General features: G+C 67.0%; 22 protein-coding genes and 1 other RNA gene. 14 read left to right on the top strand and 9 right to left on the bottom strand.

Going from position 1 to position 25,952, the window contains the following annotated elements:
- Positions 1 to 2: 2 nt before the first annotated feature.
- Complete coding sequence (locus K0O64_RS18425) at positions 3 to 572, bottom strand: type II toxin-antitoxin system RelB family anti-toxin (RefSeq protein WP_071943469.1); 570 nt, start codon at positions 570 to 572, stop codon at positions 3 to 5.
- 47 nt (positions 573 to 619) lie between these two features.
- On the opposite strand from K0O64_RS18425, the gene K0O64_RS18420 reads away from it, so the two are divergent.
- From K0O64_RS18420 to K0O64_RS18410, 3 genes are all read left to right on the top strand, one after another.
- Positions 620 to 1,240, top strand: a complete 621-nt coding sequence (locus K0O64_RS18420) for an SAM-dependent methyltransferase (protein ID WP_071949732.1) — start codon at positions 620 to 622, stop codon at positions 1,238 to 1,240.
- 19 nt (positions 1,241 to 1,259) lie between these two features.
- An RNA gene (rnpB, locus tag K0O64_RS18415) (RNase P RNA component class A) lies at positions 1,260 to 1,660 on the top strand.
- A 244-nt stretch (positions 1,661 to 1,904) separates the two neighbouring features.
- Positions 1,905 to 3,419, top strand: a complete 1,515-nt coding sequence (locus K0O64_RS18410; RefSeq protein WP_071943471.1) for an adenylate/guanylate cyclase domain-containing protein — start codon at positions 1,905 to 1,907, stop codon at positions 3,417 to 3,419.
- Between the two features lie 137 nt (positions 3,420 to 3,556).
- On the opposite strand, the gene K0O64_RS18405 is transcribed toward K0O64_RS18410, so the two are convergent.
- Genes K0O64_RS18405 through K0O64_RS18390 form a run of 4 tightly spaced genes read right to left on the bottom strand, consistent with a single transcriptional unit; the run spans position 3,557 to position 8,446 of the window.
- Complete coding sequence (locus K0O64_RS18405) at positions 3,557 to 5,071, bottom strand: CYTH and CHAD domain-containing protein (protein ID WP_071943473.1); 1,515 nt, start codon at positions 5,069 to 5,071, stop codon at positions 3,557 to 3,559.
- A gap of 35 nt (positions 5,072 to 5,106) precedes the next feature.
- The gene (locus tag K0O64_RS18400) at positions 5,107 to 7,107 is read right to left on the bottom strand and encodes a 5-oxoprolinase/urea amidolyase family protein (RefSeq protein ID WP_071943475.1); all 2,001 of its coding nucleotides are present in this window, start codon (positions 7,105 to 7,107) and stop codon (positions 5,107 to 5,109) included.
- On the bottom strand, positions 7,104 to 7,715 hold the full coding sequence (locus K0O64_RS18395) for an urea amidolyase associated protein UAAP2 (RefSeq protein WP_071943476.1): 612 nt from the start codon (positions 7,713 to 7,715) through the stop codon (positions 7,104 to 7,106). Before K0O64_RS18395 ends, K0O64_RS18400 begins: the two co-directional genes overlap by 4 nt.
- Positions 7,712 to 8,446: a DUF1989 domain-containing protein gene (locus K0O64_RS18390; protein WP_071943478.1), complete on the bottom strand. Its 735-nt coding sequence runs from the start codon at positions 8,444 to 8,446 to the stop codon at positions 7,712 to 7,714. The genes K0O64_RS18395 and K0O64_RS18390 overlap by 4 nt, the downstream gene beginning before the upstream one ends.
- 151 nt (positions 8,447 to 8,597) lie before the next feature.
- Here K0O64_RS18390 and K0O64_RS18385 point away from each other — a divergent pair, with 151 nt between their 5' ends.
- Both K0O64_RS18385 and K0O64_RS18380 read left to right on the top strand, forming a co-directional pair.
- Complete coding sequence (locus tag K0O64_RS18385; protein WP_071943480.1) at positions 8,598 to 9,206, top strand: TetR/AcrR family transcriptional regulator; 609 nt, start codon at positions 8,598 to 8,600, stop codon at positions 9,204 to 9,206.
- 10 nt (positions 9,207 to 9,216) lie between these two features.
- Positions 9,217 to 9,999 carry an enoyl-CoA hydratase/isomerase family protein gene (locus K0O64_RS18380; protein WP_071943482.1) on the top strand — a complete coding sequence of 261 codons (783 nt, stop codon included), beginning with the start codon at positions 9,217 to 9,219 and terminating at the stop codon, positions 9,997 to 9,999.
- Here K0O64_RS18380 and panB read toward each other — a convergent pair.
- Positions 9,996 to 10,838: a 3-methyl-2-oxobutanoate hydroxymethyltransferase gene (panB, locus tag K0O64_RS18375; protein WP_071943484.1), complete on the bottom strand. Its 843-nt coding sequence runs from the start codon at positions 10,836 to 10,838 to the stop codon at positions 9,996 to 9,998. The two genes, K0O64_RS18380 and panB, sit on opposite strands and share 4 nt — an antisense overlap.
- A 173-nt stretch (positions 10,839 to 11,011) precedes the next feature.
- On the opposite strand from panB, the gene K0O64_RS18370 reads away from it, so the two are divergent.
- The 7 genes from K0O64_RS18370 (at position 11,012) to K0O64_RS18340 (ending at position 21,531) form a co-directional block, all read left to right on the top strand.
- Entirely contained in the window at positions 11,012 to 12,406 is a 1,395-nt protein-coding gene (locus tag K0O64_RS18370; RefSeq protein WP_071949733.1) for a WS/DGAT/MGAT family O-acyltransferase, read from the top strand.
- Between the two features lie 59 nt (positions 12,407 to 12,465).
- On the top strand, positions 12,466 to 14,010 hold the full coding sequence (locus K0O64_RS18365) for an alpha/beta hydrolase (protein ID WP_071943486.1): 1,545 nt from the start codon (positions 12,466 to 12,468) through the stop codon (positions 14,008 to 14,010).
- Between the two features lie 91 nt (positions 14,011 to 14,101).
- Positions 14,102 to 15,634 carry an alpha/beta hydrolase gene (locus tag K0O64_RS18360; protein ID WP_071943488.1) on the top strand — a complete coding sequence of 511 codons (1,533 nt, stop codon included), beginning with the start codon at positions 14,102 to 14,104 and terminating at the stop codon, positions 15,632 to 15,634.
- Between the two features lie 59 nt (positions 15,635 to 15,693).
- Positions 15,694 to 17,034 carry a type I glutamate--ammonia ligase gene (glnA, locus tag K0O64_RS18355; RefSeq protein WP_071943490.1) on the top strand — a complete coding sequence of 447 codons (1,341 nt, stop codon included), beginning with the start codon at positions 15,694 to 15,696 and terminating at the stop codon, positions 17,032 to 17,034.
- A 30-nt stretch (positions 17,035 to 17,064) separates the two neighbouring features.
- Positions 17,065 to 20,037 carry a bifunctional [glutamine synthetase] adenylyltransferase/[glutamine synthetase]-adenylyl-L-tyrosine phosphorylase gene (locus K0O64_RS18350; protein ID WP_071949734.1) on the top strand — a complete coding sequence of 991 codons (2,973 nt, stop codon included), beginning with the start codon at positions 17,065 to 17,067 and terminating at the stop codon, positions 20,035 to 20,037.
- Between the two features lie 10 nt (positions 20,038 to 20,047).
- Positions 20,048 to 20,674, top strand: coding sequence for a PaaI family thioesterase (locus K0O64_RS18345; RefSeq protein ID WP_071943492.1), 627 nt, complete (start codon positions 20,048 to 20,050; stop codon positions 20,672 to 20,674).
- Positions 20,671 to 21,531 carry a TIGR03619 family F420-dependent LLM class oxidoreductase gene (locus K0O64_RS18340; RefSeq protein ID WP_071949735.1) on the top strand — a complete coding sequence of 287 codons (861 nt, stop codon included), beginning with the start codon at positions 20,671 to 20,673 and terminating at the stop codon, positions 21,529 to 21,531. Before K0O64_RS18345 ends, K0O64_RS18340 begins: the two co-directional genes overlap by 4 nt.
- On the opposite strand, the gene K0O64_RS18335 is transcribed toward K0O64_RS18340, so the two are convergent.
- The 3 genes from K0O64_RS18335 to glnA (K0O64_RS18325) form a co-directional block, all read right to left on the bottom strand.
- The gene (locus tag K0O64_RS18335) at positions 21,528 to 21,953 is read right to left on the bottom strand and encodes a DoxX family protein (protein WP_071943494.1); all 426 of its coding nucleotides are present in this window, start codon (positions 21,951 to 21,953) and stop codon (positions 21,528 to 21,530) included. The two genes, K0O64_RS18340 and K0O64_RS18335, sit on opposite strands and share 4 nt — an antisense overlap.
- Positions 21,954 to 21,978: 25 nt before the next feature.
- Positions 21,979 to 22,491 carry a DoxX family protein gene (locus K0O64_RS18330; RefSeq protein ID WP_071943496.1) on the bottom strand — a complete coding sequence of 171 codons (513 nt, stop codon included), beginning with the start codon at positions 22,489 to 22,491 and terminating at the stop codon, positions 21,979 to 21,981.
- Between the two features lie 95 nt (positions 22,492 to 22,586).
- The gene (gene glnA, locus K0O64_RS18325) at positions 22,587 to 24,023 is read right to left on the bottom strand and encodes a type I glutamate--ammonia ligase (protein WP_071943498.1); all 1,437 of its coding nucleotides are present in this window, start codon (positions 24,021 to 24,023) and stop codon (positions 22,587 to 22,589) included.
- Positions 24,024 to 24,171: 148 nt separating this feature from the next.
- On the opposite strand from glnA (K0O64_RS18325), the gene K0O64_RS18320 reads away from it, so the two are divergent.
- Entirely contained in the window at positions 24,172 to 24,636 is a 465-nt protein-coding gene (locus K0O64_RS18320; protein WP_071943500.1) for an RDD family protein, read from the top strand.
- Positions 24,637 to 24,670: 34 nt separating this feature from the next.
- Positions 24,671 to 25,951, top strand: coding sequence for an HNH endonuclease (locus tag K0O64_RS18315; RefSeq protein WP_071943502.1), 1,281 nt, complete (start codon positions 24,671 to 24,673; stop codon positions 25,949 to 25,951).
- Position 25,952 lies beyond the last annotated feature (1 nt).

Raw genomic sequence — 25,952 nt, 5'->3', positions numbered from 1 at the left:
TCTCACTGGCGCAGATGCACCCGTTCGCCGTGCGGACCGAACAGGACGATGGCCTCCACCGGGCCGTCAACGGCACCGAACCAATGCGGGGTCCAGGTGCTGAATTCCACGGCCTCGCCGGGTTCGATGACGAAATCCTGCTCACCGAGGATGAGTTGCAGACGGCCGGACAGCACGTACAGCCATTCCTGACCCTCGTGGGTCGGCAGTTCGGCCGGCGGGTTCCGCCGCCGCGCACTGATCCGGATCTTGAAGGCCTGCGGCCCGCCCGCCCCGCCGTGACGGGTCAGCGGCCAATAGGTGACCAAGTGGCGGGTGTGCGACGGCGCCCGCACCCGCGGGTCGACTGTCGTTGGCGCACTCAGCAATTCGTCGGCAGTCACCGATAGCGCCGCGGCCAGCCGGGGTAGATGATCGAGCGCCAACCTGCGCTTACCCGATTCCAGCCTGCTCAACGTCGAGACGTCGATACCCGCCCTCGAGGCAACGTCCTCGAGCGTCAGGCCGAGCCGGCCGCGCAGTTCGCGCAGTCGCCTGCGCACCCGCAGATCGACATCGTCGTTTGCCTGCATGGCAAATGACATTGCCACTGTTGGCCGACGCGGGCAAGCTCGATGGCATGACTACCGATCACCACACCCACTGGGAGACGCGCTACGCGGAGAAGCCGCGGATCTGGAGCGGACGCCCGAACGCGCACCTCGCCGACATCGTCGGTCCGCTGACCGGTTCGCGCGCACTGGATCTGGGCTGCGGCGAGGGGGGTGACGCCATGTGGCTGGCCGAACACGGTTGGCACGTCGTGGCCGTCGACGTCTCCACCACCGCGCTGGCCCGCGCGGCCGAAGACGCCGCAGCGCGAGGAGTGGCCGACCGCATCGACTTTCAGCAACACGACCTGACCAAGACGCTGCCCGACGGCCCGTTCGATCTGGTGTCGGCGCACTTCTTCCACACCACACTCGAGATGGACCGGCCCGCGATCCTGCGGCGGGCCGCGGCGACCGTGGCGCCCGGGGGAGCGCTGTTGATCGTCGACCACGGCGGTGCGCCGGCGTGGGCGCCCGAGGAGATCCATCACCACGAGTTCCCGGGTCCTGAGGAAGTGCTGGCCGGCCTGGCGTTGGACGAGTCCCAGTGGGAGACGGTGCGGGTCGGGACGGAAGAGCGTGACGCGGTGGGGCCCGAGGGTCAGCACGCCACCCTGGTCGACAACATCATCCTGGTGCGCCGCAAATGAGCTACCGTGTTCAGGCGAACGAGTTGGCCGGGCGGCCGCGGCTCACCGTGGAAAGTGAGTCGAGGAAAGTCCGGACTTCACAGAGCAGGGTGATTGCTAACGGCAATCCGAGGTGACTCGCGGGACAGTGCCACAGAAAACAAACCGCCGTCCGTCAGGACGGTAAGGGTGAAACGGTGCGGTAAGAGCGCACCAGCATTCCGGGTGACCGGGATGGCTCGGTAAACCCCACCCGAAGCAAGGCCAAGAGGCCGCACCTGGTGCGGCTGCGCAGGCGATCGAGGGCTGCTCGCCCGAGCCTGCGGGTAGGCCGCTCGAGGCACCCGGCGACGGTGTGCCCAGATGGATGGTCGCCGCCGTCCCGCCGCGGTTACCCGCGGCAGGGCGGGACAGAATCCGGCTTATAGGCCAACTCGTTCGCATATAGCCGTTTAACAGGCAATATGCGGCCATTCGGCCCTGCCGCTACGCACCGGCTTCGCAGAGCAACGGTCGATCCCGGCCATGAGCGCTCCGACCTTGAAACGCTCCGTACGGGCAGGCGTTGCGGACCAGTGGCACCGAGCACCCCGTTAGGTGAGCCGGTGTTCTACCCGGCTGACAACGCAGAGGGGCCGACGTTCAAACAGCGTTGACAGCGTGACTGGCCGTTTAGTGTGCCGGGATGGATCGCATCTGGCAGTCGGCGTGGGAACGATACGGAGCGTGGTACTCATGGGTGATCTGGGTAGTGGTGTTCGCTGTGCTCCTGCCGAGTTGCCTCGTTTGGTCGTGGGTGGTGGTCGCTTTCGAGAAGTCCAGCCAATACGTCGAGGCGACCGTCATCACCGGCGTCGCGGTTGCGGTGTTCACGTTCTTCATGGTTCTTCCTGGTAGCCGGCGGCTTCGGGGTGTAGAAGAGTGGGCGGCGGGCCGAGAGGTCGATCGTGTACGGGCGCTAGAAGATACGTACACGTGGACTCGCTCGGCGGTCGTCCGATGGTTAGTGCTTGACGCGGTCGGGACGGCCCTCCTATTGATTCTTGTCGCGGCGGTCACTGGGGCGAGTGAATCGCGGCTGATCCAGTACGGGATTCTGGGCGCGGCGTTCGGTTTTGTCGCGACCGTGTTTGGCATGCACAGCCTCGTGGAACCGGCGTTGCGGCCGCCCAGGGCCGCCTTGGTCGGTGACACCCAGATTGGCGATTCGCTGCCGCGTACCCACCCGACTTTTGCCGCGTGGGTGAACCTGTCAATGCTCGCAGCTGCGTTCAACTTCGCCCTCAGCGCCGCAATGCTGGCGGTAGTTTTCGATCCGGTCCGTGACGTGCCGGTGCTCTGCGTGGTGATCGCCTTCGCGCTCGTGCTTTTCTACGCGGTGCCGTTCACGATATTCACCGGTTTCGCACCGTCTCTGCGTCCCGTTCGCGACCTGACCGAAGGCACCGAACGTGTTGCAGCCGGGATTTACACGCGACGCCTTCCGGTGGTTCAGGATGATGATCTGGGCGCATTGGCGGCGTCGTTCAACCGCATGCAGGCGGGGTTGGTTGAGCGGCAACGGCTTCAAGCCGCGTTCGGGACCTACGTTGACCCGGCCCTGGCTGCACGACTGCTCGAACAGGGTGATGACGTGTTCACCGGCGAGCGTCGCGAAGTGACCGTAATGTTCATCGATGTTCGCGATTTCACCCCCTTCGCCGAGGCGAACACGGCTGAGGACACTGTCGCTCGCCTCAACGCCCTGTTCGAGATAGTGGTCCCAGCAGTCATCGATGCCGGCGGGCATGTCAACAAATTTCTCGGCGACGGCGCATTAGCAGTCTTCGGCGCACCCAACGATCTCGCCGATCATGCCGACGCCGCAGTGAGAGCCGCAGTGTCCATCCAACGCATGGTTACCGAGCGGTTCAGCGGGGAGCTTCGGATCGGCATCGGGATCAACACAGGCGTGGTGATCGCCGGAACCATCGGAGCCGCTGGCCATCTCGAATTCACCCTGATCGGCGACACCACCAATATCGCCGCTCGCATTGAACAACTCACCAAGTCCACTGGCGACACAATCCTGGCCGCCGAACAGTCTGTCGACGCCCTGACTACTCGGCCACCGGGACTTGTCGACCGAGGATCGCACGCGCTGAAAGGCAAGTCCGCCCCCGTGCACGTCTTCGGACTGGACGCCGTCAGCGTCGGCTGATGTGAGCCGGAGGAGATTGTCGCCGACCGATCTATTCGGCCACGTCGGTGACGAATTCATTGCGCAATCTGACGCCGCTTACTTGCTCCTACAGTTGACGTACGAGCTGTCGGACCGCGAACTCGTTCGCCCCGCGCTCAGTGCGCCTTTTTGAACGTCTTCCGCAAGGCGCTCAGCGCGTCGTCGAGCTGCTCGCGGCAGCGATTCGCCAGGTCGTCCTCCTGCTGGTACAGCAGGCCGTAGGTGAACGTGTCCTCGCCGGCGGCGTGCGCGGCCAGCGACTGCTGCGCCAGGTGCGTGCGGCTGACCACGCTGTCCTGATGGTCCCCGAGCAGGGTCTGGATGGTCTTGGCCCGGTCGGACACCTTGGGCTCGCCGGTGGCCGCCGCAACATAGCGAAGTCGCTTGGCGCCCTTGCGAATTCGGTGCAGTGCTTCGTCGCGGTCCTCGGTGGCCTCCGCGGCGTTCTTGGCCGCCTTGCGCACCCGCTTGTAGGCCGAGTCGATGCTGACCGGCTTGGGCTCCTCGCCCGGTGCAGCCGCAGGCGGCTGCGCGGCGACCAATCCCTCCAGCGCGTCGAGCAGCCGGAAGTACCTGCTCGAGCGCATCGCGGCCAGCGAGCGCCGCAGACCGGCCTGATAGCTGCGCTTCGCGCCGGCGACCAGCCGCTCATACACCGGACCGCGGACCAGGTCCCCCGGTAGCGCCTCCAGCGCGGCCTCGTAGCGTTCGGCCAGCACCTCGGCATCGCGCGCAACGCCCAGCACGCCGGCCAGCTGGCGCAGCTCGTCGAGAATCCAGGCGTCGTCGGTGAGCCCGAAGGCGTCTTCGGAGGCCTGCAGCAGGCTGCGGATCTTGCGGGTGGTCACCCGCATCTGATGGACCGAGTCGTACGTGTCGGCCCGCACGGCGCGATCCCACACCAGCAGCTCGCTCACCTGCTCGGCGACCGCCTGGTGCACCGGATCGCTGGAGACCTCGTTGTCCTCGGGTGTTTCCGGCCCCGAGCCCGCGGTCTCCAGGACTTTGGTCAGCTTCGATCCGTGCCCGGCGGGCACGGCGCCTGCGTCGAGCAGCCGGTTGCTCAGTCGCTTGAGCACATCGCGGCCGCCGTCGAGGCTTCCGTCGACGAGTTCGAGCTCCCATTCGTGCCAGCGCTGCTCTTCGCCGTCACCTGACCCGAGCGCCCACGCGCTCACCTCGTCGTCGCAGAACTCGGCCAGCGCGGCGCCGTCGCCGCCGTAGAGCATCACCACATTGCGGGTCGTCGAGATCCGCGCCACCGGGTTCAGCGGACGGTCCCGCACGACCGCGAGCACGATGTCCAGCAGATCCGCGGGTACCGAGTCGCCGCCCTCGGCGGTGCTGTCCAGCGGCGCGTGCACCTCGGTCCGGGCGTCCGGGCCGGCGGGCAGCTTCAGGTGCCAGCCGGCATCGGAACCGCCGGTGCGGCGGCGCAGAGTGATCCGGTGGGCGTTGAGGTCGCGTGCGGGTGTGTCGAAGTACACCGCGTCGAGTGATTGCACCGGCTGCCGCTCGACGCGGCCGACTACCGAGAGACCGTCGAACGACGGGAACACCGTTCCCTCCGGGACGTCGAACTTGCGCTCCACCTCGACATGGCGGTTTTTGCCCGCGTTGCCCGAACCCATGCCGCCCAGGATTTCACATCTAGGTGAACAGCAGGTCAGCTGGCCAACTGTCCGGCGAACTCCCCGGCCTGATCCCAGGCCCGGCGCTCGGCGGTGAACGCCTCGGCCTGCTGGGCGCGGAACTCGGCGATGCCGTCGGCGTTCAGCGTGAGGAAGCGCTGGTACTCGGCCATCGCGAAAGTGCCGTCGGTGATGTCGACCGAACCCCGGCCCGCGGCCATGTCGGCGCGCAGGTCCAGCAGTTCCTCGGCGCTGACCGGATAGAAGCCGATCCGGTCGAAGTAGCGCAGCAGCCACGGAGTTCCGGGCTCGAAGGAGCGGGAGTCCTGTGGGTGCCGGTGGTTCCACACCTGGGTTGTGCGGCCGACGAATTGGTAACCCCCGGGCCCTTCCATGCCGTAGATGCACAGATACGCCCCGCCGATACCGACGGCGTTCTCCGGTGTCCACGTGCGTGCCGGGTTGTACTTGGTGGTCACCAGCCGGTGGCGCGGATCCAGGGGAGTGGCCACCGGTGCGCCGAGGTAGACGTCGCCGAGGCCGAGCACCAGGTACTGGGCGTCGAAGACGGTGTCGTGCACCTGCTGCAGGTCGGCCAAACCGTTGATGCGCCTGATGAATTCGATGTTCCACGGGCACCATGGCGCGTCGGCGCGCACGCCGTGGATGTAGCGCTGGATGGCCTCGTGGGTGGCCGGATCGTCCCACGACAGCGGCAGTCGCACGGTCCGGCTGGGCACGACCAGCTGGTCGGTCGCGGGCAGTGACTCCTCGGTGCGAGCCAGCAGGTCGACCAACTCGGAGGTGCTCAGCGCGGCCGGGTCGAACTGCACCTGCAGCGAACGCACGCCCGGGGTGAGCTCGGTGACCCCGGGAACCGCTGCGGCGGTGAGGGATTCGTAGAGCACGTGGACGCGGGCGCGCATCGCGAGGTCGAGCACCATCGGGCCGTACTCGACGAGCACACCGCCGTCGCCGTCGCGGCGCACGGTGACGGCGGTGCCCTCGGTGCCGACGAACCGGGTCAGCACACCGTCATCGGCGTCGCTGGAGGTCGAGATCACCAGCGGCATCGACGCCCGCCGGTCGGCGGCGATGCTGCCCAGTGAGGGAGCGCGGTCGGCGCGCACCGGTACGAACCGCACGGTGTCGCCGGGGGCCATCTGCCCGAGTTTCCAGCGGTCGCCGCGCACGACCGTAACCGGGCAGACGAACCCACCCAGGCTGGGTCCGTCCGGACCGAGCAGGATCGGTGTGTCGCCGGTGAAGTCCAAAGTGCCGACGCAGTAAGCATTGTCGTGGATGTTCGACGGGTGCAGGCCCGCCTCGCCACCGTCGGTGCGGGCCCACTGTGGCTTCGGGCCGATCAGACGCACCCCGGTGCGGTCGGAGTTGAAGTGCACGGTGTAATCCGTGCCGGTGATCGTCGCCATATCGGCGCGGGTGAAGAACTCGGGTGCGCCGTGCGGGCCCTCGGTGACGGCAACCTGCCAGCGGTGGCCGATCGCGGGTTGCTCGTCGATGGCGGTGCGGGCCGGTCGGGCCGAGGCGGGCCCGGGATCCTCACCGATGGTCAGCACATCCTCGACACGCAATGGGCGACCGTCGTGTCCGCCGAAGCACCCCAGCGTGAATGTCGCTGTGCTGCCCAGGTATTCGGGTTCAGAGAGACCGCCGGCGACCAGTACGTAGCAGCGCATGCCGGGGCCGTCGACCACCCCGATGTCCAGGACGCCGCCTGCCGGTACGGTGACCGACTGCCACTGGGGCGCCGGCTCACCGTTGACGGTGACCGGAGCGGCAGCCCCGGTGACACAGACGCGCGCACCATCGGGAAAGCGCAGCGCCGGACCGGCTTTGGTGCATTCCAGACCCGCGGCACCCTCGGGGTTGCCGAGCACCCGGTTGCCGAGCCGGAAGGATAGATCGTCCATCGGGCCGGACGGCGGCACTCCGACATGCCAGAAGCCGACGCGGCCAGGCCAGTCCTGGACGGTGGTCAGCAGGCCCGGCCGCTCCACCTCGAGTTTTCTCATGAGTCGGTGATCACCATCCGCACCGGCGTCGGGTCGAAGCCGTTGCAGGGGTTGTTGATCTGCGGGCAATTCGACACCAGCACCAGGGTGTCGGTGTCGGCGCGGACCGTGAGCGACTTGCCCGGCGCCGACAAGCCGTCGACGATGCCCAGCGTGCCGTCGGCCTCGACGGGCACGTTCATGAAGAAGTTGACGTTGGAGACGATGTCGCGCTTGCCCATTCCCCATTTGGCGGCCTCGGCGAGGAAGTTCTCCGCGCAGGCATGCTGATGCACGGTGTGGTGGCCGTACCGCAAGGTGTTGGACTCCTTGGAGCAGGCGCCCGCGATCGTGTCGTGATTGCCCACCTCGTCGGCGACGATCGTCACCAGCGGTCTGCCGTCGGCGGCCCGCAGCACCGAGCCGGTGGTCAGGAAGATGTTGCGCTGCGCGGCGATCGTGGCCTGCGCGCTGTAGCGCCCGGCCGGATCCACGGTGTCACCGGTGACGGCATAGAACAGAGTGTCCACCGCCTGATTGCCGTGCAGGTCGATGATCTGCAGGCTTTGACCCGCGCGCAGGATCTTCGACCACGGTGCGCGTGCCTCGACGATCTCGTCGGAAATCATTGTGCTGCCGCCCAAGTGGATTCGGTGTTGAACAGGGCTCGGAGGTATTCGGGATCGGTGTTGACCGGGGTGGTCAGCTCCTCGTCGGCGCGCCAGGCCACGATGTCGAGCCCGGTCACCGCGGGCTGCGGGTCCAGCGGGTGCGCGGTGTTCACCACCGCGACGACGACCGGCAGCTGGATCAGCAGCTCGACCGCCGCGGCGGGGCCGGCCGATCCGGTGTAAGTGAGCGCACCGGTGTCCTCGACGCGCACGCCTTTGAACAGCGTCGCCGACGGTGCGACGTCGCGGATGTCCATCCCGTGCTTGATCGCAGCCAGCAGCATCATGGATTGGCCCGAGGCGGGCAACCCGCATAACAGGTCGTGGTGTCCGGAGGTGTCGGCCACCACCGTCGCCAACAGACGGCCCTGGTCCGAGAGCAGCGGATGACCCACGCCGAGGTAGGCCTGCCACGGGACCTTCATGGTGTCGGCGACGTTCAGCCGCTCCCAGGAGGCATCGGCCCGGAACAGCAGCAGGTGAGCGCAGGCGCCGCCGTCGGGATCGGCCAGCCGCAGCCGGGTTCCGCGGCCCAGCACCCGGGTGGCGTAGGACTCGGCCGGCACGGACTCGGCCCACACCAGACGGGTGCCATCCACCCCGTCAGGCAGGGCGGGCACCCGCATGCTGGCTTCGCCCGCCTGGGAACGGGCGTGTGCGCGGGCCCCGTCGGTCGACGCGGTTGTCATCTGGGCGCTCCTGTGTCGGGCCGATTACCTGTCAACTGAAAGTTTTCTCAAGGGCCGTTCCCGGGGAATGTCGCCGATGTAACGAGTGGGTTGACTGGATTTCGATCAAGTGACAGGTATTGCGGACCGGGGCCGGGTGCCAGAATGACGTATGCGCAGCCAGGGCCATGACGGCCGCGGTCGGCCCCGGCTCGAACAATCTCGCCGGCCCGGCAACACCGCGCGCGAGGAGATCCTGGACGCGGCCGCCGAGCTGTTCACCAAGATCGGTTACGCCGGGACGTCAACCCGCCGAATCGCCGACGCTGTCGGCATCCGCCAGGCCTCGCTGTACCACCACTTTCCGACTAAAGACGACATCCTCGACGCGCTGCTGGCCGGGACCGTCGACGAGGCTTTACAGCTGGCTGGTGACCTGTTGGCCCAGCCGGGTCCGGCCAGTGAACGGCTGCGTGTCCTGGTGATCGCGGACTGCACGCAGCTGTGCGCCAGCCGCTGGAATCTCGGCGCGCTCTATCTGCTGCCGGAACTGCGAATCGAACGGTTCTCGCAGTTCCGCGCCAACCGCGAAGAACTGCGCCGCCGCTATCGCGCGCTCGCGGCTCAGGTGGTCGCCGAGTGCGACGGCATCCCGGAAGCCGACGACCTTCCGTTCCGTCTGGTGGAGTCGGTGATCAACCGGCGCTCCGACGACGAGGAATGCACGCCTGAGACGCCCGCGGTGATCGCCGCTGCCGCCCTGCGAATCCTGGGTTGCTAACGTTCGCCCCGTGAGCGACTACCAGACGTTGTCCTTCGAGCAGTCCGGCCCCATCGCGCGGATCGTGCTGAACCGGCCCGACGCCGCCAACGGCATGAACGATGTGATGACCGCCGAACTCGCCCAGGTCGCCGCCCGTTGTGACGTGGCGGAGACCAAGGCCGTCATCCTCACCGGAGCGGGCCGCTTCTTCTGCGCCGGGGGCGACCTCAAGGCGATGGCGGCGTCCCCGCTGGGGCCAGGCCGCTTCGTCAAGGGCATCGCCGACGACCTGCATCGCGCGATCTCCACGCTGGCGCGGATGGATGCCGTGGTGATCACCGCGGTCAACGGCGTCGCCGCGGGCGCCGGCTTCAGCCTGGCGGTGGCCGGGGATCTGGTGCTGGCCGCCGACAGCGCGTCGTTCACGATGGCCTACACCAAAGCTGGGCTCAGCCCGGACGGCAGCTCCTCCTACTTCCTGCCGAGGATTATCGGTGTGCGCCGGACTCAGGAACTCATGCTGACCAACCGCACGCTCAAAGCCGCCGAGGCCGCCGAGTGGGGTCTGGTCAACGAGGTCGTACCCGCGGCTGAACTAGAAGCGCGCGCTCAGGCGCTGGCGGAGCAGATCGCTTCTGCGGCAAAGGGTTCCAGCGGCGCTGTGAAGAAGCTCATGCTCACCACGTTCGGCAGTGGACTCGAGGAGCAGATGGAACTCGAAGGCCGGCTGATCGCGGCGTGTGCCGACAGTGCCGACGGCCGTGAAGGTATCGACGCGTTCCTGAACAAGCGGGCGCCGAAGTTCAGCTAGAAGCTGTGCTCCTCGGCCGGGAACGCACCGGTCGCCACCTCTTCGGCGTATTGCATTGCCGCGCGGCGTAATTCACCGCCGACATCACCGAATCGCTTGACGAACTTGGCGGTCTTGCCGCTGGTGAGTCCGGCCATGTCCTGCCAGACCAGCACCTGCGCATCGCAGTTCGGTCCGGCGCCGATGCCGATGGTCGGGATCGTCAGCTTGCCGGTGATCTGGGTGGCCAGCTCGGCGGGCACCATCTCCATCACCACGGCGATGGCACCGGCTTCCTGAACCGCGATCGCATCGTGGATGGTCTGCTCGGCGGCGTCACCGCGGCCCTGCACGCGGAAGCCACCCAGGCCGTTGACGCTCTGCGGGGTGAACCCGATGTGGGCGACCACCGGAATGCCTGCGGCGCTCAGCGTCGCGATCTGCTCGGCGACCCGCTCGCCGCCCTCGAGCTTGACCGCGTGGGCGCCGGTCTCCTTCATGAAGCGCGTGGCGGTTGCGAGTGCCTGGCGGGGGCTCTCTTCATAACTGCCGAACGGGAGGTCGGCGACGACGAGTGCATGCTCGGCGCCGCGGACAACACCGCGGACCAGGGGGATCAGCTCGTCGACCGAGATCGGAACGGTGGTGTCGTAGCCGTAGACGACGTTGGCGGCGGAATCGCCGACCAGCAGCACCGGGATGCCGGCCTCGTCGAAGGCGCGAGCGGTGGAGTAGTCGTAGACGGTGAGCATCGCCCACTTGTGTCCTTCGGACTTCCACTTCAGCAAGTGATGGGTGCGGACCTTGGAGCGCGAAACGGAAGGCGCAGACGAGCCGCCATAGACAGTCTGTTCAGACATCGGTGTCCCTAAAGATCGTCTTTGTCGATCCTCGAGGCCCATCCGGGTCCCCGGGTTCGTTTGACCCCTCAAGTGTGCCATCGGACACCGCAAAGCTGAACGGAGGAGTGAAGTGGACTTTCTCACACCCGTGCTCGGTCCACCGGCATACCATCGGCGGCATGGTGCAACACCTGCAGCGGCTCAGCGGTCTCGATGCCAGCTTCCTCTACCTCGAAACGCCCTCCCAGCCACTGCATGTGTGTTCGATCCTGGAGCTCGACGCCTCCACGATCCCCGGTGGCTACAGCTTCGAACGTCTCCGCGACGAATTGGCCTTGCGCGTCAAGGCAATTCCGAGTTTCCGCGAGCGGCTGGCCAACAGCTTCCTCAATCTCGACCATCCGGTGTGGGTGGAAGACGAGCACTTCGAGATCGACCGCCACCTGCACCGCATCGGGTTGCCCGCACCCGGTGGCCGGGTGGAGTTGGGGGAGATCTGCGGCCATCTGGCGTCGCTTCCGCTGGATCGTCGTCATCCGCTGTGGGAGACCTGGGTAATCGAGGGCGTCGGCGGTACCGATGCGCGCAACGGTGGACGGTTGGCCGTGCTGACCAAGGTCCACCACGCGGCGGTCGACGGGGTGACCGGCGCGAATCTGATGTCGCAGCTGTGCAGCACCGAACCCGACGCGCCGCCACCCGATCCCGTCGAGGGGCAGGGTGACACGAACCAGCTGCGCATTGCGTTGGGCGGCCTGGGCCGGTTCGCCACCCGGCCGCTGAACCTGGCCACCAAGGTGCTGCCGGCGACGCTCACCACCGTCGTCGACACCGTCCAGCGCGCGGTCGGAGGCCGGGCGATGGCCGCGCCGTTCGCAGCGCCGCAGACCAAGTTCAACGCCAGCGTGACCGCCCACCGCAACGTCGCGTTCGCCGAGCTGGACCTCGAGGACATCAAGACCGTCAAGAACCACTTCAACGTCAAGGTCAACGATGTGGTGATGGCCCTGGTCGCCGGGGTTCTGCGGCAGTTCCTGCTGGACCGCGGTGAGCTTCCCGAGTCGTCACTGGTGGCCATGGTCCCGGTGTCGGTGCACGACCGTTCGGACCGGCCGGGCCGCAATCAGGTGTCCGGCGTGTTCACCAAGCTGGAGACCCACATCGAGGACCCCGCCGAACGGCTGAAGGCCATCGCCGCGGCGAACACCACCGCCAAGGAACACAGCTCGGCGATCGGCGCCACCCTGCTGCAGGACTGGAGTCAGTTCGCCGGCCCGGCCGTGTTCGGTGTCGCCATGCGGGTGTACGCCCGCAGCCGGCTGACCGAGGCGCGCCCGGTGCACAACCTGGTCGTATCGAACGTGCCAGGTCCGCAGATTCCGCTGTACTTCCTGGGCGCCGAGGTGAGCGCGATGTACCCGTTGGGGCCGATCTTCCACGGGTCGGGTCTCAACATCACGGTCATGTCGCTGAACGGCAAACTCGACGTCGGACTGATCAGCTGCCCCGAACTGTTGCCAGACCTGTGGGATCTGGCCGATGACTTCGCCGTCGGCATGAAGGAACTGCTCGACGCCACCAGATGAGCCGCCCGGGGCGGGTCGGTGTGCGAGGCACCCCGGCTGAGCATGGCAGCATGTTTGCCATGAGTTTCGTCCGCCGACCGCGCGCCGTCCGCACCGCCCTGGTGCTTCCCGCCGTGGCCGCTCTCGTCGTGAGTTCCGGCTGCAGCTCGACCGTGACGGGGACGGCCGTGCTGGCGGGACCGCAAGTCGGCCAGCCGGTGCAGTGGGGCCCGTGCCGGACGGCCGGCGGCGGGGGTGGCAACTCGCTGCCGATCCCGGCCGGCGCAGAATGCGGCAAGATCGCGGTTCCCGTCGACTACAGCAAGCCGGACGGTCCTGCCGCGACGCTGGCACTGATCCGCTTCCCGGCGACCGGTCAGAAGGTCGGCTCGCTGATCATCAACCCCGGCGGCCCCGGCGAGTCCGGCATCGAGGCCGCCTCCAGCATCGTGGAGAACCTGCCGAGCAACGTGCGGCAGAGCTTCGATTTCGTCGGCTTCGACCCGCGCGGTGTCGGCGCCTCCACTCCGGCGCTGTGGTGCAACTCCGACGCCGACAACGACCGCATCCGGGCCGACCCGCAGGTCGACTACAGCCCCAAGGGCATCGAGCACATCGAGGGCGAGACGAAGGCGTTCGTCCAGCGCTGTGTCGACAAGATGGGCAAGGACTTCCTGGAGAACGTCGGCACCGCCAACGTCGCCAAGGATCTCGATGCGCTGCGCGTCGCGGTCGGCGACGACAAGCTCACCTACCTCGGCTACTCCTACGGCACCCGGATCGGCTCGGCCTACGCCGAGGCCTTCCCGGACAAGGTGCGCGCGATGATCCTCGACGGCGCCGTTGACCCGAACGCCGATCCGATCCAGGCCGACATCGATCAGGCCGCAGCGTTCCAGCAGGCGTTCAACGACTACGCCGCCGACTGCGTGAAAGACCCGGGCTGCCCGTTGGGCAATGACGCCGACAAGGCTGTCGACGTCTACCGCAGTCTGGTCGACCCGCTCGTCGACAAGCCGCTGCCGACCTCCGATCCGCGCGGGCTGGGTTACAGCGACGCGATCATCGGCACGATCATGGCGCTCTATTCGCCGAATCTGTGGCGGCACCTCACGCAGGGGCTGACCGAGATGACCAACGGCCGCGGCGACACCATGCTGGCGTTGGCCGACATGTACATGCGCCGTGACGCAAAAGGCCACTACACCAACGCGACCGACGCCCGGATCGCGGTCAACTGCGTGGACCAGCCGCCGATCACCGACCGCGACAAGGTGATCGCCGAAGACAAGAAGATGCGCGAGGTCGCGCCCTTCATGAGCTACGGCGACTTCACCGGGCATGCGCCGCTGAGCACGTGCGCCTTCTGGCCGGTGCCGCCGACCAGCACCCCGCACGAGGTCAAGGTGTCCGGGCTGCCGCCGGTGCTGGTGGTGTCCACCACCAACGATCCGGCGACGCCGTATCAGGCGGGCGTGGACCTGGCCAAGCAGCTCGGTGGGGCGCTGCTGACGTTCAAGGGAACGCAGCACACGGTCGTGTTCCAAGGGAACACCTGCGTGGACAACTACGCCGCCGCGTACCTGGTCGACCTGAAGCTGCCCCCGCCCGGCGCCACGTGCTGACGCGAAATATCCCCTGGCGACGAGCATCTGAGATCGGAGTGTGACCGGCTCGCCGTCATACCGAGTACGCGGCCATGCGACGATTACTGCCATGGGACGCTCGAGTCGGCCTGGCTCGGCTGTGTTTCTGGGTTCACTCTGCGTTTCGCTGGCGGCCGGTGTCATGGCGCCGTCTGCTGCCGCCGCCCCGAACCCCGGAGCCGGCCAGACGACGGCGCCACAGGTGACGTGGGGCAATTGCCAACGCTTCCTGGGCGATAACGCCCATGACATCCCGGCCGCGCAGTGCACGGCCGTGCCCGTTCCGATCAGCGACGCGGATCCCACTGGGCCGCAAGCACAGTTGGCCGTCATCAAGGTTCCGGCTAGCGGTCAGCGGATCGGCGCGCTGTTCGTCAACCCCGGTGGCCCCGGCGCCTCGGCGGTGGACTCGGCCGCCGGAATGGCGTTCGCGTTGGCCGGCAGCCCGATCGCCGAACACTTCGACATCGTCGGGTTCGACCCGCGCGGGGTCGGCTACTCGACGCCGTCGGTGCGCTGCCGAACCGATGCCGAGTTCGACGCGTGGCGGCGTAACCCGATGGTGGACTACAGCCCGGCCGGGGTGGCCGCGATCGAGAAGATCAATCGCGACTACGTCAAAGAATGCACGGACAAGATGGGTGCCGCATTCCTGGCCGGAGTCGGAACCGATTCGGCCGCAAAGGATATGGACGTCGTCCGCCGGGTGCTCGGCGACGACAAGATCAACTACCTCGGTTTCAGTTACGGCACCGAACTGGGCACCGCGTATCTGGAGAAGTTTCCGGACCGCGTTCGCACGATGGTGCTCGACGGAGCGATCGACCCTGCGGAGAACACCGTCGACTCGATCATCCAGCAGATGACCGGCTTTCAGGTGGCGTTCAACGACTACGCCGCCGACTGCGCGAAGTCAGCGGGCTGCCCGCTGGGCACCGACCCGGCGCATTGGGTCGACCGGTACCACCAGCTGGTCGATCCGCTGGTGACCAAGCCGGGCCCGACATCCGACCCGCGCGGCCTGGGTTATCAGGACGCGATCACCGGCACATTCAATGCGCTGTACACACCGCAGTATTGGAAGTTCCTGACCAGCGGCCTGCTCGGCTTGCAACGCAAGACCGACGCCGGTGACCTGTTGATGCTGGCCGACGAGTACGAGGGCCGCGACCCCTACGGCCACTACAGCAATGGGCAGGACGCCTTCAACGCGGTCCGCTGCGTCGACGGCCCCACTCCCACCGACCCGGCGACGTGGGCCGACATCGACCGGCGCACCCGAGAGCTGGCGCCGTTCCAGTCCTACGGTCAGTTCACCGGGCTGGCGCCGCGCGACATGTGTGCGTTCTGGCCCGTGCCGCCGACCTCGCAACCCCACCAGGCGGTGCCCGCTCCGCTCGGTAGCGTCGTCGTCGTCTCCACGACGCACGACCCGGCCACCCCGTATGAGGCGGGGGTCAACCTGGCCCGTCAACTCAACGCGCCACTGATCACGTTCGACGGCACTCAGCACACGGCGGTGTTCAACGGCGACGAGTGCGTGGACTCGGCGATCGTGAAGTACTTCGTCGACCAGATCGTGCCGGGCAACCTGCAGTGCTGATGACGAGCCGCAGCAGCGCCGTAACACGGAATTAACACCCGCTGCATACGCTCGCATTCATGGACCGCCAGAAGGAATTTGTGCTGCGCACGCTGGAGGAACGGGATATTCGGTTCGTCCGGCTGTGGTTCACCGACGTGCTCGGGTTCCTGAAGTCGGTCGCGATCGCACCCGCCGAGCTGGAAGGCGCCTTCGAAGAGGGCATCGGGTTCGACGGGTCGTCGATCGAGGGCTTCGCGCGGGTCTTCGAATCCGACACCGTCGCACGCCCTGACCCGTCCACGTTCCAGGTGCTGCCGTGGACGACGAGTTCGGGCCAGCACCACTCGGCCCGGATGTTCTGCGACATCACGATGCCCGACGGCTCGCCGTCGTGGGCCGACAGCCGGCACGTGCTGCGCCGTCAGCTCGCGAAAGCCAGCGATCTCGGGTTCTCCTGCTACGTGCACCCGGAGATCGAGTTCTTCCTACTCGAACCCGGTCCCTACGACGGCTCGGTCCCGGTGCCCGCTGACAACGGCGGCTACTTCGACCAGGCCGTGCACGATTCGGCACCGAACTTCCGCCGTCATGCCATCGACGCTCTGGAGCAGATGGGCATCTCGGTCGAATTCAGCCATCACGAGGGCGCACCCGGTCAGCAGGAGATCGATCTCCGTTACGCGGACGCGCTTTCCATGGCCGACAACGTGATGACGTTCCGCTACCTCATCAAAGAGGTGGCCCTCGGCGAGGGAGTGCGGGCGTCGTTCATGCCCAAGCCGTTCGCCGAATATCCCGGTTCGGCGATGCACACCCACATGAGCCTGTTCGAGGGTGAGACCAACGCCTTCCACAGCCCGGACGATCCGCTGCAGCTCTCTGATGTCGCGAAGTCGTTCATCGCAGGCATTCTCGAGCACGCCAGTGAGATCAGCGCGGTCACCAACCAGTGGGTGAATTCCTACAAGCGGCTGGTGCACGGCGGCGAGGCCCCGACGGCGGCATCGTGGGGTGCGGCCAACCGCTCGGCGTTGGTGCGGGTGCCGATGTACACCCCGAGCAAGGCGTCCTCGCGCCGCATCGAGGTGCGCAGCCCCGACTCTGCCTGCAACCCGTACCTCACGTTCGCCGTGCTGTTGGCGGCCGGGCTGCGCGGTATCGAGAAGAACTACGTGCTCGGCCCGCAGGCCGAGGACAACGTGTGGACGCTGACCTCCGAGGAGCGCCGCGCGATGGGCTATCGCGAGCTGCCGTCCAGCCTGGGCATCGCGCTGTCGGAGATGGAGAACTCCGAACTGGTCGCCGAGGCGCTGGGCGAGCACGTCTTCGACTACTTCCTGCGCAACAAGCGCGCGGAGTGGGAGGAGTACCGCAGCAACGTCACGCCGTACGAGTTGAAGGCTTATCTGTCTCTTTAGTTGGTCTATCCGTGCGATAACGTCGTGCAGGTGGCCAAACCAGCGACGCAGCGCCCGCGCGTACCCGGCGTGGGTCGGCTCGGTTTGGTCGAGCCGACGGCACCTGCCGACCTGAAAACGCTGGGCTGGGACACCGACGAGCACGTCGAATTGCTGTGGTCGCTCTCGCGTGCGCCCGATGCCGACTCGGCCCTGCAGACGATGGTGCGGCTGGCTGATGCGCTGGGCGGCGACTGGCCGCAGCTGAATTCCGCGCTGCTCAAGGATCGCGGACTGCGCGGGCGCCTGTTCGCGGTGATCGGCTCGTCGCTCGCGCTGGGCGATCATCTGGTGGCCAACCCGGGTTCGTGGCATCTCCTCGAAGGGGATGTCACGCTGCCCGACGCTGCCGAACTGGGCCGGTTGTTCGATGCCTGCATCGCTGAATTCGGCACTGACCCAATGATCGTCATGCCCCAGTTGCGCATCCTGTATCGCGACCGATTGCTGGTCCTGGCCGCCCTCGACACCGCCTCGACGGTGGAGAACGAGCCGGTGCCCGCGTTCTCCACGATCGGTGAACATCTCTCCGATATCGCCGACGCCGCGCTGGGCGCGGCGCTGCGAGTCGCGAGCGCGACGGTCTGCAAAGACGACGCGCAGCCGCCCCGGCTGGCGGTCATCGCGATGGGCAAATGCGGTGCACGCGAACTGAACTACGTCAGCGACGTCGACGTCATCTTTGTCGGCGAGGATGCCGACTCGGTGACCACCCGCGTGGCCGGGGAGATGATCCGGCTGGCGTCGGACACCTTCTTCGAGGTCGACGCCGGGCTGCGCCCGGAGGGCAAGCAGGGCGCCCTGGTGCGGACCCTCGACTCGCACGTCGCCTACTACCAGCGGTGGGCCAAGACCTGGGAGTTCCAGGCGCTGCTCAAAGCCAGGCCCGCCGTCGGCGACCCGGAGCTGGGGCGGCAGTACATGGCGGCGCTCATGCCGATGGTGTGGAGTGCCTGCGAGCGTGAGGATTTCGTGCCCGAGGTGCAGGCCATGCGCCGACGGGTGGAGGCACTGGTACCCGCCGACCTCCGCGACCGTGAGATCAAGCTGGGTACCGGCGGCCTGCGCGACGTCGAATTCGCGGTCCAGCTCTTGCAATTGGTGCACGGCCGCACCGACGATTCGCTCCACGTCGCGTCGACAGTTCCCGCTCTCGCGGCGTTGGCCGACGGCGGTTACGTCGGACGCGACGATGCCGCCAACCTGACCGCGTCGTATGAATTCCTGCGGCTGCTCGAGCACCGCCTGCAGTTGCAGCGGCTCAAGCGAACTCACACTCTGCCTCCGCCGGAGGACGAGGAGGCGCTGCGCTGGCTGGCCCGCGCGGCGCACATGCGCCCCGACGGCACCCACGACGCGCTGGGTGTGTTGCGCGAAGAGCTCAAGCGTCAGAACGTGCGAGTGTCGCGGTTGCACGCCAAGCTGTTCTACCAACCGCTGCTGGAGTCGGTCGGCCCGTCGGTCGAAGGTCTCGCGGCAGGACTGCCGCCGGCGGCGGCCGAGCGGCAATTGGCCGCATTGGGTTACGAAGGCCCGCAGACCGCGTTGACGCACCTGAGCGCCCTGGTCAACCAGAGCGGCCGGCGCGGCCGGGTACAGTCGGTGCTGCTGCCACGCCTGCTCGACTGGCTCTCGGATACGCCCGACCCGGACCGCGGGCTGCTGGCCTATCGACGGATCAGCGAGGCGTTGGCCGAACATCGTTGGTATCTGTCCACTTTGCGCGACGAGAGTGCGGTCGCCAAACGTCTGATGCGGGTGCTGGGGACGTCGGCGTACGTGCCGGAACTGTTGATGCGCGCGCCAGAGGTGATTCAGCAGTACGCCGACGGTCCGTCCGGTCCCAAACTGTGCGACGTCGAACCCGAAGCCGTCGGCCGGGCGCTGATCGCGTCGAGCGCCCGGCACACCGATCCGATGCGCGCGATCGCTGCCGCCCGTACTCTGCGCCGCCGGGAACTGGCGCGGGTGGCGTCGGCGGATCTGCTCGGCATGCTCGAAGTCCGGGACGTCTGCGCAGCTTTGACGTCGGTCTGGGTGGCGGTGCTGCAGTCCGCACTCGATGCGGTCATCCGGGCGAACACCCCTGCCGACGGTGTGGTGTCTGCCAAGATTGCGGTCATCGGGATGGGCCGGCTCGGCGGCAAGGAGCTGGGCTACGGTTCGGACGCCGACGTCATGTTCGTCTGCGAGCCGAATCCCGGCGTGGAGGAGTCGCGCGCCGTGAAGTGGTCGGTGCTGATCGCCGAACAGGTGCGCACGCTGCTCGGAACACCCAGTGCCGACCCGCCTTTGGAGGTCGACGCCAACCTGCGGCCGGAGGGCCGACAAGGCCCGTTGGTGCGCACCCTGTCCTCGTATGAGGCCTACTACGCGCAGTGGGCGCAGCCGTGGGAGATCCAGGCGCTGCTGCGCGCACACCCGGTGGCCGGTGATTTGGATCTGGGGCTTCGCTTCGTGCTGATGGCGGACAAGACGCGCTACCCGGCGGGTGGTGTGTCGGCCGAAGCGGTGCAGGAGATCCGGCGGGTCAAGGCGCGGGTGGACGCCGAACGGCTGCCGCGCGGCGCCGACCCCAACACCCACACCAAGCTCGGGCGTGGCGGCCTGGCCGACGTCGAGTGGACTGTGCAGCTGCTGCAATTGCGGCACGCTCATGAGGTTCCCGCGCTGCACAACACCTCGACCCTGGAGACGCTGGATGCGATCGGCGCCGCCGAACTGCTCGCCGAAGACGATGTCGACCTGCTCCGGCAGGCGTGGCTGACCGCGACCAGCGCCCGTAATGCGCTGGTGCTGGTGCGGGGCAAGCCGACCGACCAGCTGCCCGGCCCCGGGCGGCAGCTCAACGCGGTGGCGGTGGCCGCGGGCTGGCACAACGACGACGGCGGAGAGTTTCTGGACAACTACCTGCGGGTGACGCGGCGGGCAAAAGCCGTAGTGCTCAAGGTTTTCGGAAGTTAAGGGTCAGGGGATGGATTTTGAGTTTGGCGTGATCAGCGCCGACGAGCATGACCGGGTCAGGGCGTTGCACGAACCGCTGGCGGAGGCGGTGCGCAGGCTGATCGACGCCAGCCTGCACAGCGGGGCTGACGCCGAAACCATCCAGCGGGCGCGCCAGACCATCGACGAGGTCAGCGAAATCCTCGAGCGCACGCCCACCGATCGGCCGCGGGTGTTGCGGCATGAGGAGTCCGGCCTGCCGGTGGTGTGGCGCAATCCCGCTGTGGGACGGCACAATCCGCTCGCACCGCCGATGATCACCCATCACGAAGACGGCCGGTGCTGGACGGAGTTCACTCTTGGGCCGGTGTACGAGGGGCCGCCCGGGTTGGTGCATGGCGGCATCTGCGCGTTGCTGCTCGACCAGCTCCTCGGCGAAGCCGCCACCAGTCAGCTCAGCAAGCCGAAGTTCACCGGCACGATCACGCTGAAGTATCTGCGCGGCACCCCGCTGGGCCCGCTGCGAGGCGAGGCGTGGCATGAACGCACCGAAGGCTACAAGACCTACGCGCGCGGGTTTCTCGCCGACGCACAGGGACCGACCGTGGAAGCAGAAGGGGTTTTCATCATGCCGGCATGGGCGCGGGACGCAGGATGAAATTCTATGTGAGCGTTGCGTTTCTGGAGACCCGCGAGATCGTCGAGATCGCGAAGGCCGCCGACGACCTGGGATACGAAGGGCTCGGCATCCCCGACCACGTGGTGAACCTGGAAACCCTGGCCACGCCATACCCCTACACCAAGAACGGCGAACGACGGTGGCAGCCGTTCACCGACTGGCCCGACCCGTGGGTTCTGGTCGGATCGCTCGCGCAGGCCACCGAACAGATCAAGTTCGTCACGACGGTGTACATCCCGGGCATGCGGGATCCGTATTCGGCCGCCAAATCCATTGGCACCGCGGCATACCTGGCCGACGGTCGCGTCGAACTCGGTATCGGCGTCGGCTGGTGCGAAGAAGAGTTCACGTTGATGGGCCAACAGTTCGCCAAGCGGGGCAAGCGCACCGACGAGATGATCGAACTCATGCGGGCGCTGTGGCAGCCCGGGTGGACGGAGTTCGACGGCGAGTTCTACAAGACTCCGCGGCTGGAGATGATGCCCACGCCGCCGCACATCCCGATCTACAGCGGGGGACTGTCGGATATCGCGCTGCGCCGAGCCGCTCGCCTCGACGGTTGGATCGGTGACCTCATCAGTCTCGACCAGGCCATCCTCCGAGTGGACAAGCTGCGTGAGTTGCGCGCCGAAAACGGGTTGAGCATGGACGGTTACGAGATCCTGACACCGTTGACCGACGCATTCACGATCCCGCACTATGAGCGCGCTGCGGCGGCGGGCATCACCGGCATCGTGACGATGCCGTGGATGTTCTACTCCGGACCCGACGCCTCGCTGGCGGACAAGATCGACGGGATGCGGCGCTTCCGCAAGGATTTGGCGCTGGACGCCTAGCGGCGGCCGCGGATGGCATCCACCGCATAGGCGCCGCCGCCGGTGAAGACCAGCAGCAGGAATCCGAAGCACAGCGCGACGGCCAGTTCGCCGCCGTTCACGACGGGCCAGAAGCCGCCGCCGGGTGCGCCTTTCGGGTTCTGCCCGAAGTGCTGGGTGAAGTACGCGACGGCCATCTCGCCGGAGGCGATGAATGCGGCGATCCGGGTGAACAGGCCGACGGTGATCAACGTGCCGAGGATCAACTCCAAAATTCCGGCATACCAGACCGGCCACGAACCGGTCGGCACCGAATAGCTTGCGGGCCAATTGAAGAACTTCGACAGGCCTTCGAACAGGAACAGCAGTCCGAAGAAAATCCGGAACACGCTGAGGACGGCGGGCTGGTAACGGTCGATGCGAGCGTCAAGTCTCTGCGTCATGGCTAAACGATACGTTGGCGGTCGCTCAGTAGCGCGGGCGGCGGAATCTGCTCAACAGGCCGCGCCGCCGGACGGGTTGTCCGGTCGAGTAGCCGGTCACTCCACCGGCTCCGACGCGGCCGCGGCGTCGCGCGTCGACGGAGAGGCTGCCTGCGCCGAGCCCCGCGATGGCCAGGAAGCCGAAGCAGTACAGCAGTGCCGGCTCGCCGTTGTTGGCCAACGGCCAGAAGCTACCTTTGGGTCCCTCGAGCGGCGGCCAGTGCATCCAGAAATACGCCACGGCCATCTCGCCTGACGCGATGAACGCCGCTATCCGGGTGAACAGCCCGACCGTGATCAGAAGTCCCGCAACGAATTCGATCAGGCCGGCCCACCACATCGGCCAGTCGCCCACGGAGAGGGGGCCGGGCGCCGGGACCGGCCAATTGAACAGCTTCTGGGAACCGTGGATCGTGTACGCCAGTCCGAACACGATTCGGAAAATGCTCAAGAGGGTCGAAGAGTGGTTTGCCAGCCGCGCGTCCAGATTGGTCGTCATGTGCCCCAACCCTACGCGCAGACGGACAGGAATTTCACAGCTGAACGCCAAAGAGCCGGCAGCGCGAACGCTACCGGCCCTTTGCCAACGTCGACCTACACGTCGTAGTACAGCGCGAACTCGTAGGGGTGAGGACGGATCTGGACAGGCATGATCTCGTTCTCACGCTTGTAGGAGATCCACGTCTCGATCAGGTCGGTCGTGAAAACGCCACCCTCGGTGAGGTATTCGTGATCGGCCTCGAGACGGTCGATCACGGCCGACAGGGACGTCGGCGCCTGCGGGATGTTGGCGGCCTCCTCCGGCGGGAGCTCGTAGAGATCCTTGTCCACCGGCGTCTGCGGCTCGATCTTCTTCTTGATGCCGTCCAGGCCGGCCATCATCATGGCCGCGAATGCCAGGTACGGGTTGCCCGAGCTGTCCGGCGCGCGGAACTCGAGGCGCTTGGCCTTCGGGTTGTTGCCGGTGATCGGGATACGCACGGCGGCCGAGCGGTTGCGCTGGCTGTAGACCAGGTTGATCGGAGCCTCGTAGCCCGGCACCAGACGCTTGTAGGAGTTCACCGTGGGGTTGGTGAACGCCAGCAGCGACGGCGCGTGGTGCAGGATGCCGCCGATGTAGTGGCGCGCGATGTCCGACAGGCCGGCGTAGCCCGACTCGTCGTGGAACAGCGGCTTGCCGTCCTTCCACAGCGACTGGTGCACGTGCATGCCCGAGCCGTTGTCACCGAAGAGCGGCTTCGGCATGAACGTGACGGTCTTGCCGGCCGCCCACGCGGTGTTCTTGACGATGTACTTGAACAGCAGCACGTCGTCGGCCGCGTGCAGCAGCGTGTTGAACTTGTAGTTGATCTCGGCCTGGCCGGCGGTGCCCACCTCGTGGTGGCCGCGCTCGATCGTGAAGCCGGCGTTCTGCAGGTTGGTGGTGATGTCGTCGCGCAGGTCGACGTAGTGGTCGTACGGCGCCACCGGGAAGTAGCCGCCCTTGGGGCGCACCTTGTAACCACGGTTGGCCGAGCCGTCGGCCTCAAACGGCTCACCGGAGTTCCACCAGCCCGACTCGGAGTCGACCTCGTAGAAGGTGCCGTTGATCTTCGAGTCGAAGCTCACCGAGTCGAAGATGTAGAACTCGGCCTCGGCACCGAAGTAGGCGGTGTCGGCGATGCCGGTGCTGATGAGGTAGTTCTCCGCCTTGCGGGCCACGTTGCGGGGATCGCGGGAGTAGGCCTCGCGGGTGAACGGGTCGTGCACGAAGAAGTTGAGGTTCAGCGTCTTGGCGGCGCGGAACGGGTCGATGCGGGCCGTGACGGGGTCCGGCAGCAGCAGCATGTCGGACTCGTGGATCGACTGGAAACCGCGGACGGACGAGCCGTCGAACGCCAGACCGTCCTCGAACACGCTCTCGTCGAACGCCGAGGCGGGAATGGAGAAGTGCTGGACCACGCCGGGCAGATCGCAGAACCGGATGTCGACGTACTCGACGTTCTCGTCCTTGATCAGCTTGAAAAGGTCGTCAGCGTTCTTTTCTGCCACTTACTACTCCTTCGGTGGATTCTTAACCCGCGGCTGACGGTATGGATCTTGTGTTGCACGGTCGTCAAGCGCATGTTGCGCCGACGTTACGCATGAGGACCTTCGGTGCTGCACGGGGGGTTGCCGACCGCCCGCATATCCTGGGTTCATGGCGCGTGAAATCGGATCCTGGCTGTCCGGACCGGAACCGGTGAAGCCGGGTGACGATGCCGACTGGCCTGGCCGGACGCTCGGCCTGCCCGAATCCGGGCCGCGTTCGCTGGCGCGGATGGGCCGGCGGTTCCTGGCTCTGCTGATCGACTGGCTGATCGCGTACGGCCTCGCGGCGCTGGGGATGACGCTGGGTTTCATCAGTGTTTCTGTGCTGTCGACCGCGGTATTGGGGACCTGGTTCGTGCTCGGCGTGCTGTCGGTACGGCTGTTCGGGTTCACCCCGGGGCAGTACGCGCTCGGGTTGATGGTGATTCCGGTGGACAACCGCCAGCACGTAGGAAGCGGTCGGGCGATCGGACGGGGGCTGTTGCTGGCCCTGGTGATCCCCGGTCTGTTCACCGACGCCGACGGGCGCGGCTTCCAGGACCGGCTCACGGCGACGGCCGTCGTTCGACGCTGACATCCTGTCGGAGGCTTCTGGCATAATCGAACACATGTTCGAAGAACTGTTGGACGTCGACCCGGCTGACCAGTCGGCCATGGTCGAGCGGATCGCGGAGTTGGAGCGGATCAAAGCCGCGGCGGCGGCAGGGCAGGCGCGGCTGACGGCCACGCTGGATGCTGCGCGGCGATCGGCAGAGGCGGCGGCGGGGATTCCCGTCGCGAAGCGGGCTCGGGGCCTCGCTTCGGAGGTGGCGCTGGCTCGCCGTGATTCGCCAGCCCGCGGTGGACAGCATCTCGGTTTCGCCAAGGCCCTCGTGCACGAGATGCCGCACACGCTGGCCGCGCTGGAAAACGGGGTGCTGTCGGAATGGCGGGCGACGATCGTGGTGCGGGAGTCGGCGTGCCTGGATGTCGAGGATCGGCGGCGGCTCGATTCCGAATTGTGTTCGGATCCTGACGAACTGCTCGGTGTGGGGGACGCGGCTCTGGGGGCGAAAGCGAAGGCGATCGCCTACCGCTTGGATCCGCGCGCCGTGGTTGAGCGGGCGGCGAAGGCGGTGGCCGAGCGCACGGTCACGACTCGTCCGGCGCCGGATGCGATGACGTATGTGACGGCCCTGCTGCCGGTGGCTCAAGGTGTTTCGGTGTATGCCGCGCTCAAGAGAGAGGCCGATGTCTGCCCCGATGCGCGCTCACGAGGACAAGTCATGGCCGACACCCTGGTCGAGCGGGTGACCGGGCGGCCGGCTGACGTGCCTGTGCCTCTCATGGTGAACCTGGTGGTCTCCGATCAAATGCTGCTCGGAGCCGAGCAGGGGGCGGCTGTGATCGCCGGTTACGGCTCGGTGCCCTCGGCGGTGGCCCAGAAGATGGTCATGGACACGGTGACCGATGAGCGGTCGCGCGCCACGCTGCGTCGGCTGTACGCGAGCCCGGACAGCGGCGCGCTGGTCGCCATGGACTCGCGGTCGCGGTTGTTCCCCAAAGGTTTGGCAGACTTCATCGAACTGCGGGATCAGCGTTGCCGAACCCCCTACTGCGACGCGCCGATTCGGCACCACGACCATGCGGTACCCCATTCCCGCGGCGGTGCCACCACGGCGGAGAACGGGCAGGGCTTGTGTGAGGCGTGCAATTACGCCAAAGAGTCTCCGGGCTGGCGGGTGACCGCCGGTACCGACGAGAACGGCACGCACACAGCGGAATTCATAACGCCGACCGGCGCGCACAATCATTCCGCCGCGCCACCGATGCCCGGCACGCCGAAAATTCCGAGGAGCTCCGCGGAGCTGTACCTCAACGGCGAGCTGCTCCGGGTGATCGCCGCCTGAG

Origin of the sequence: Mycolicibacterium pallens (assembly GCF_019456675.1) — a bacterium.
GTDB classification, from domain to species: Bacteria; Actinomycetota; Actinomycetes; order Mycobacteriales; family Mycobacteriaceae; genus Mycobacterium; species Mycobacterium crocinum.
This window is presented reverse-complemented; position numbering and strand designations above follow the sequence as displayed.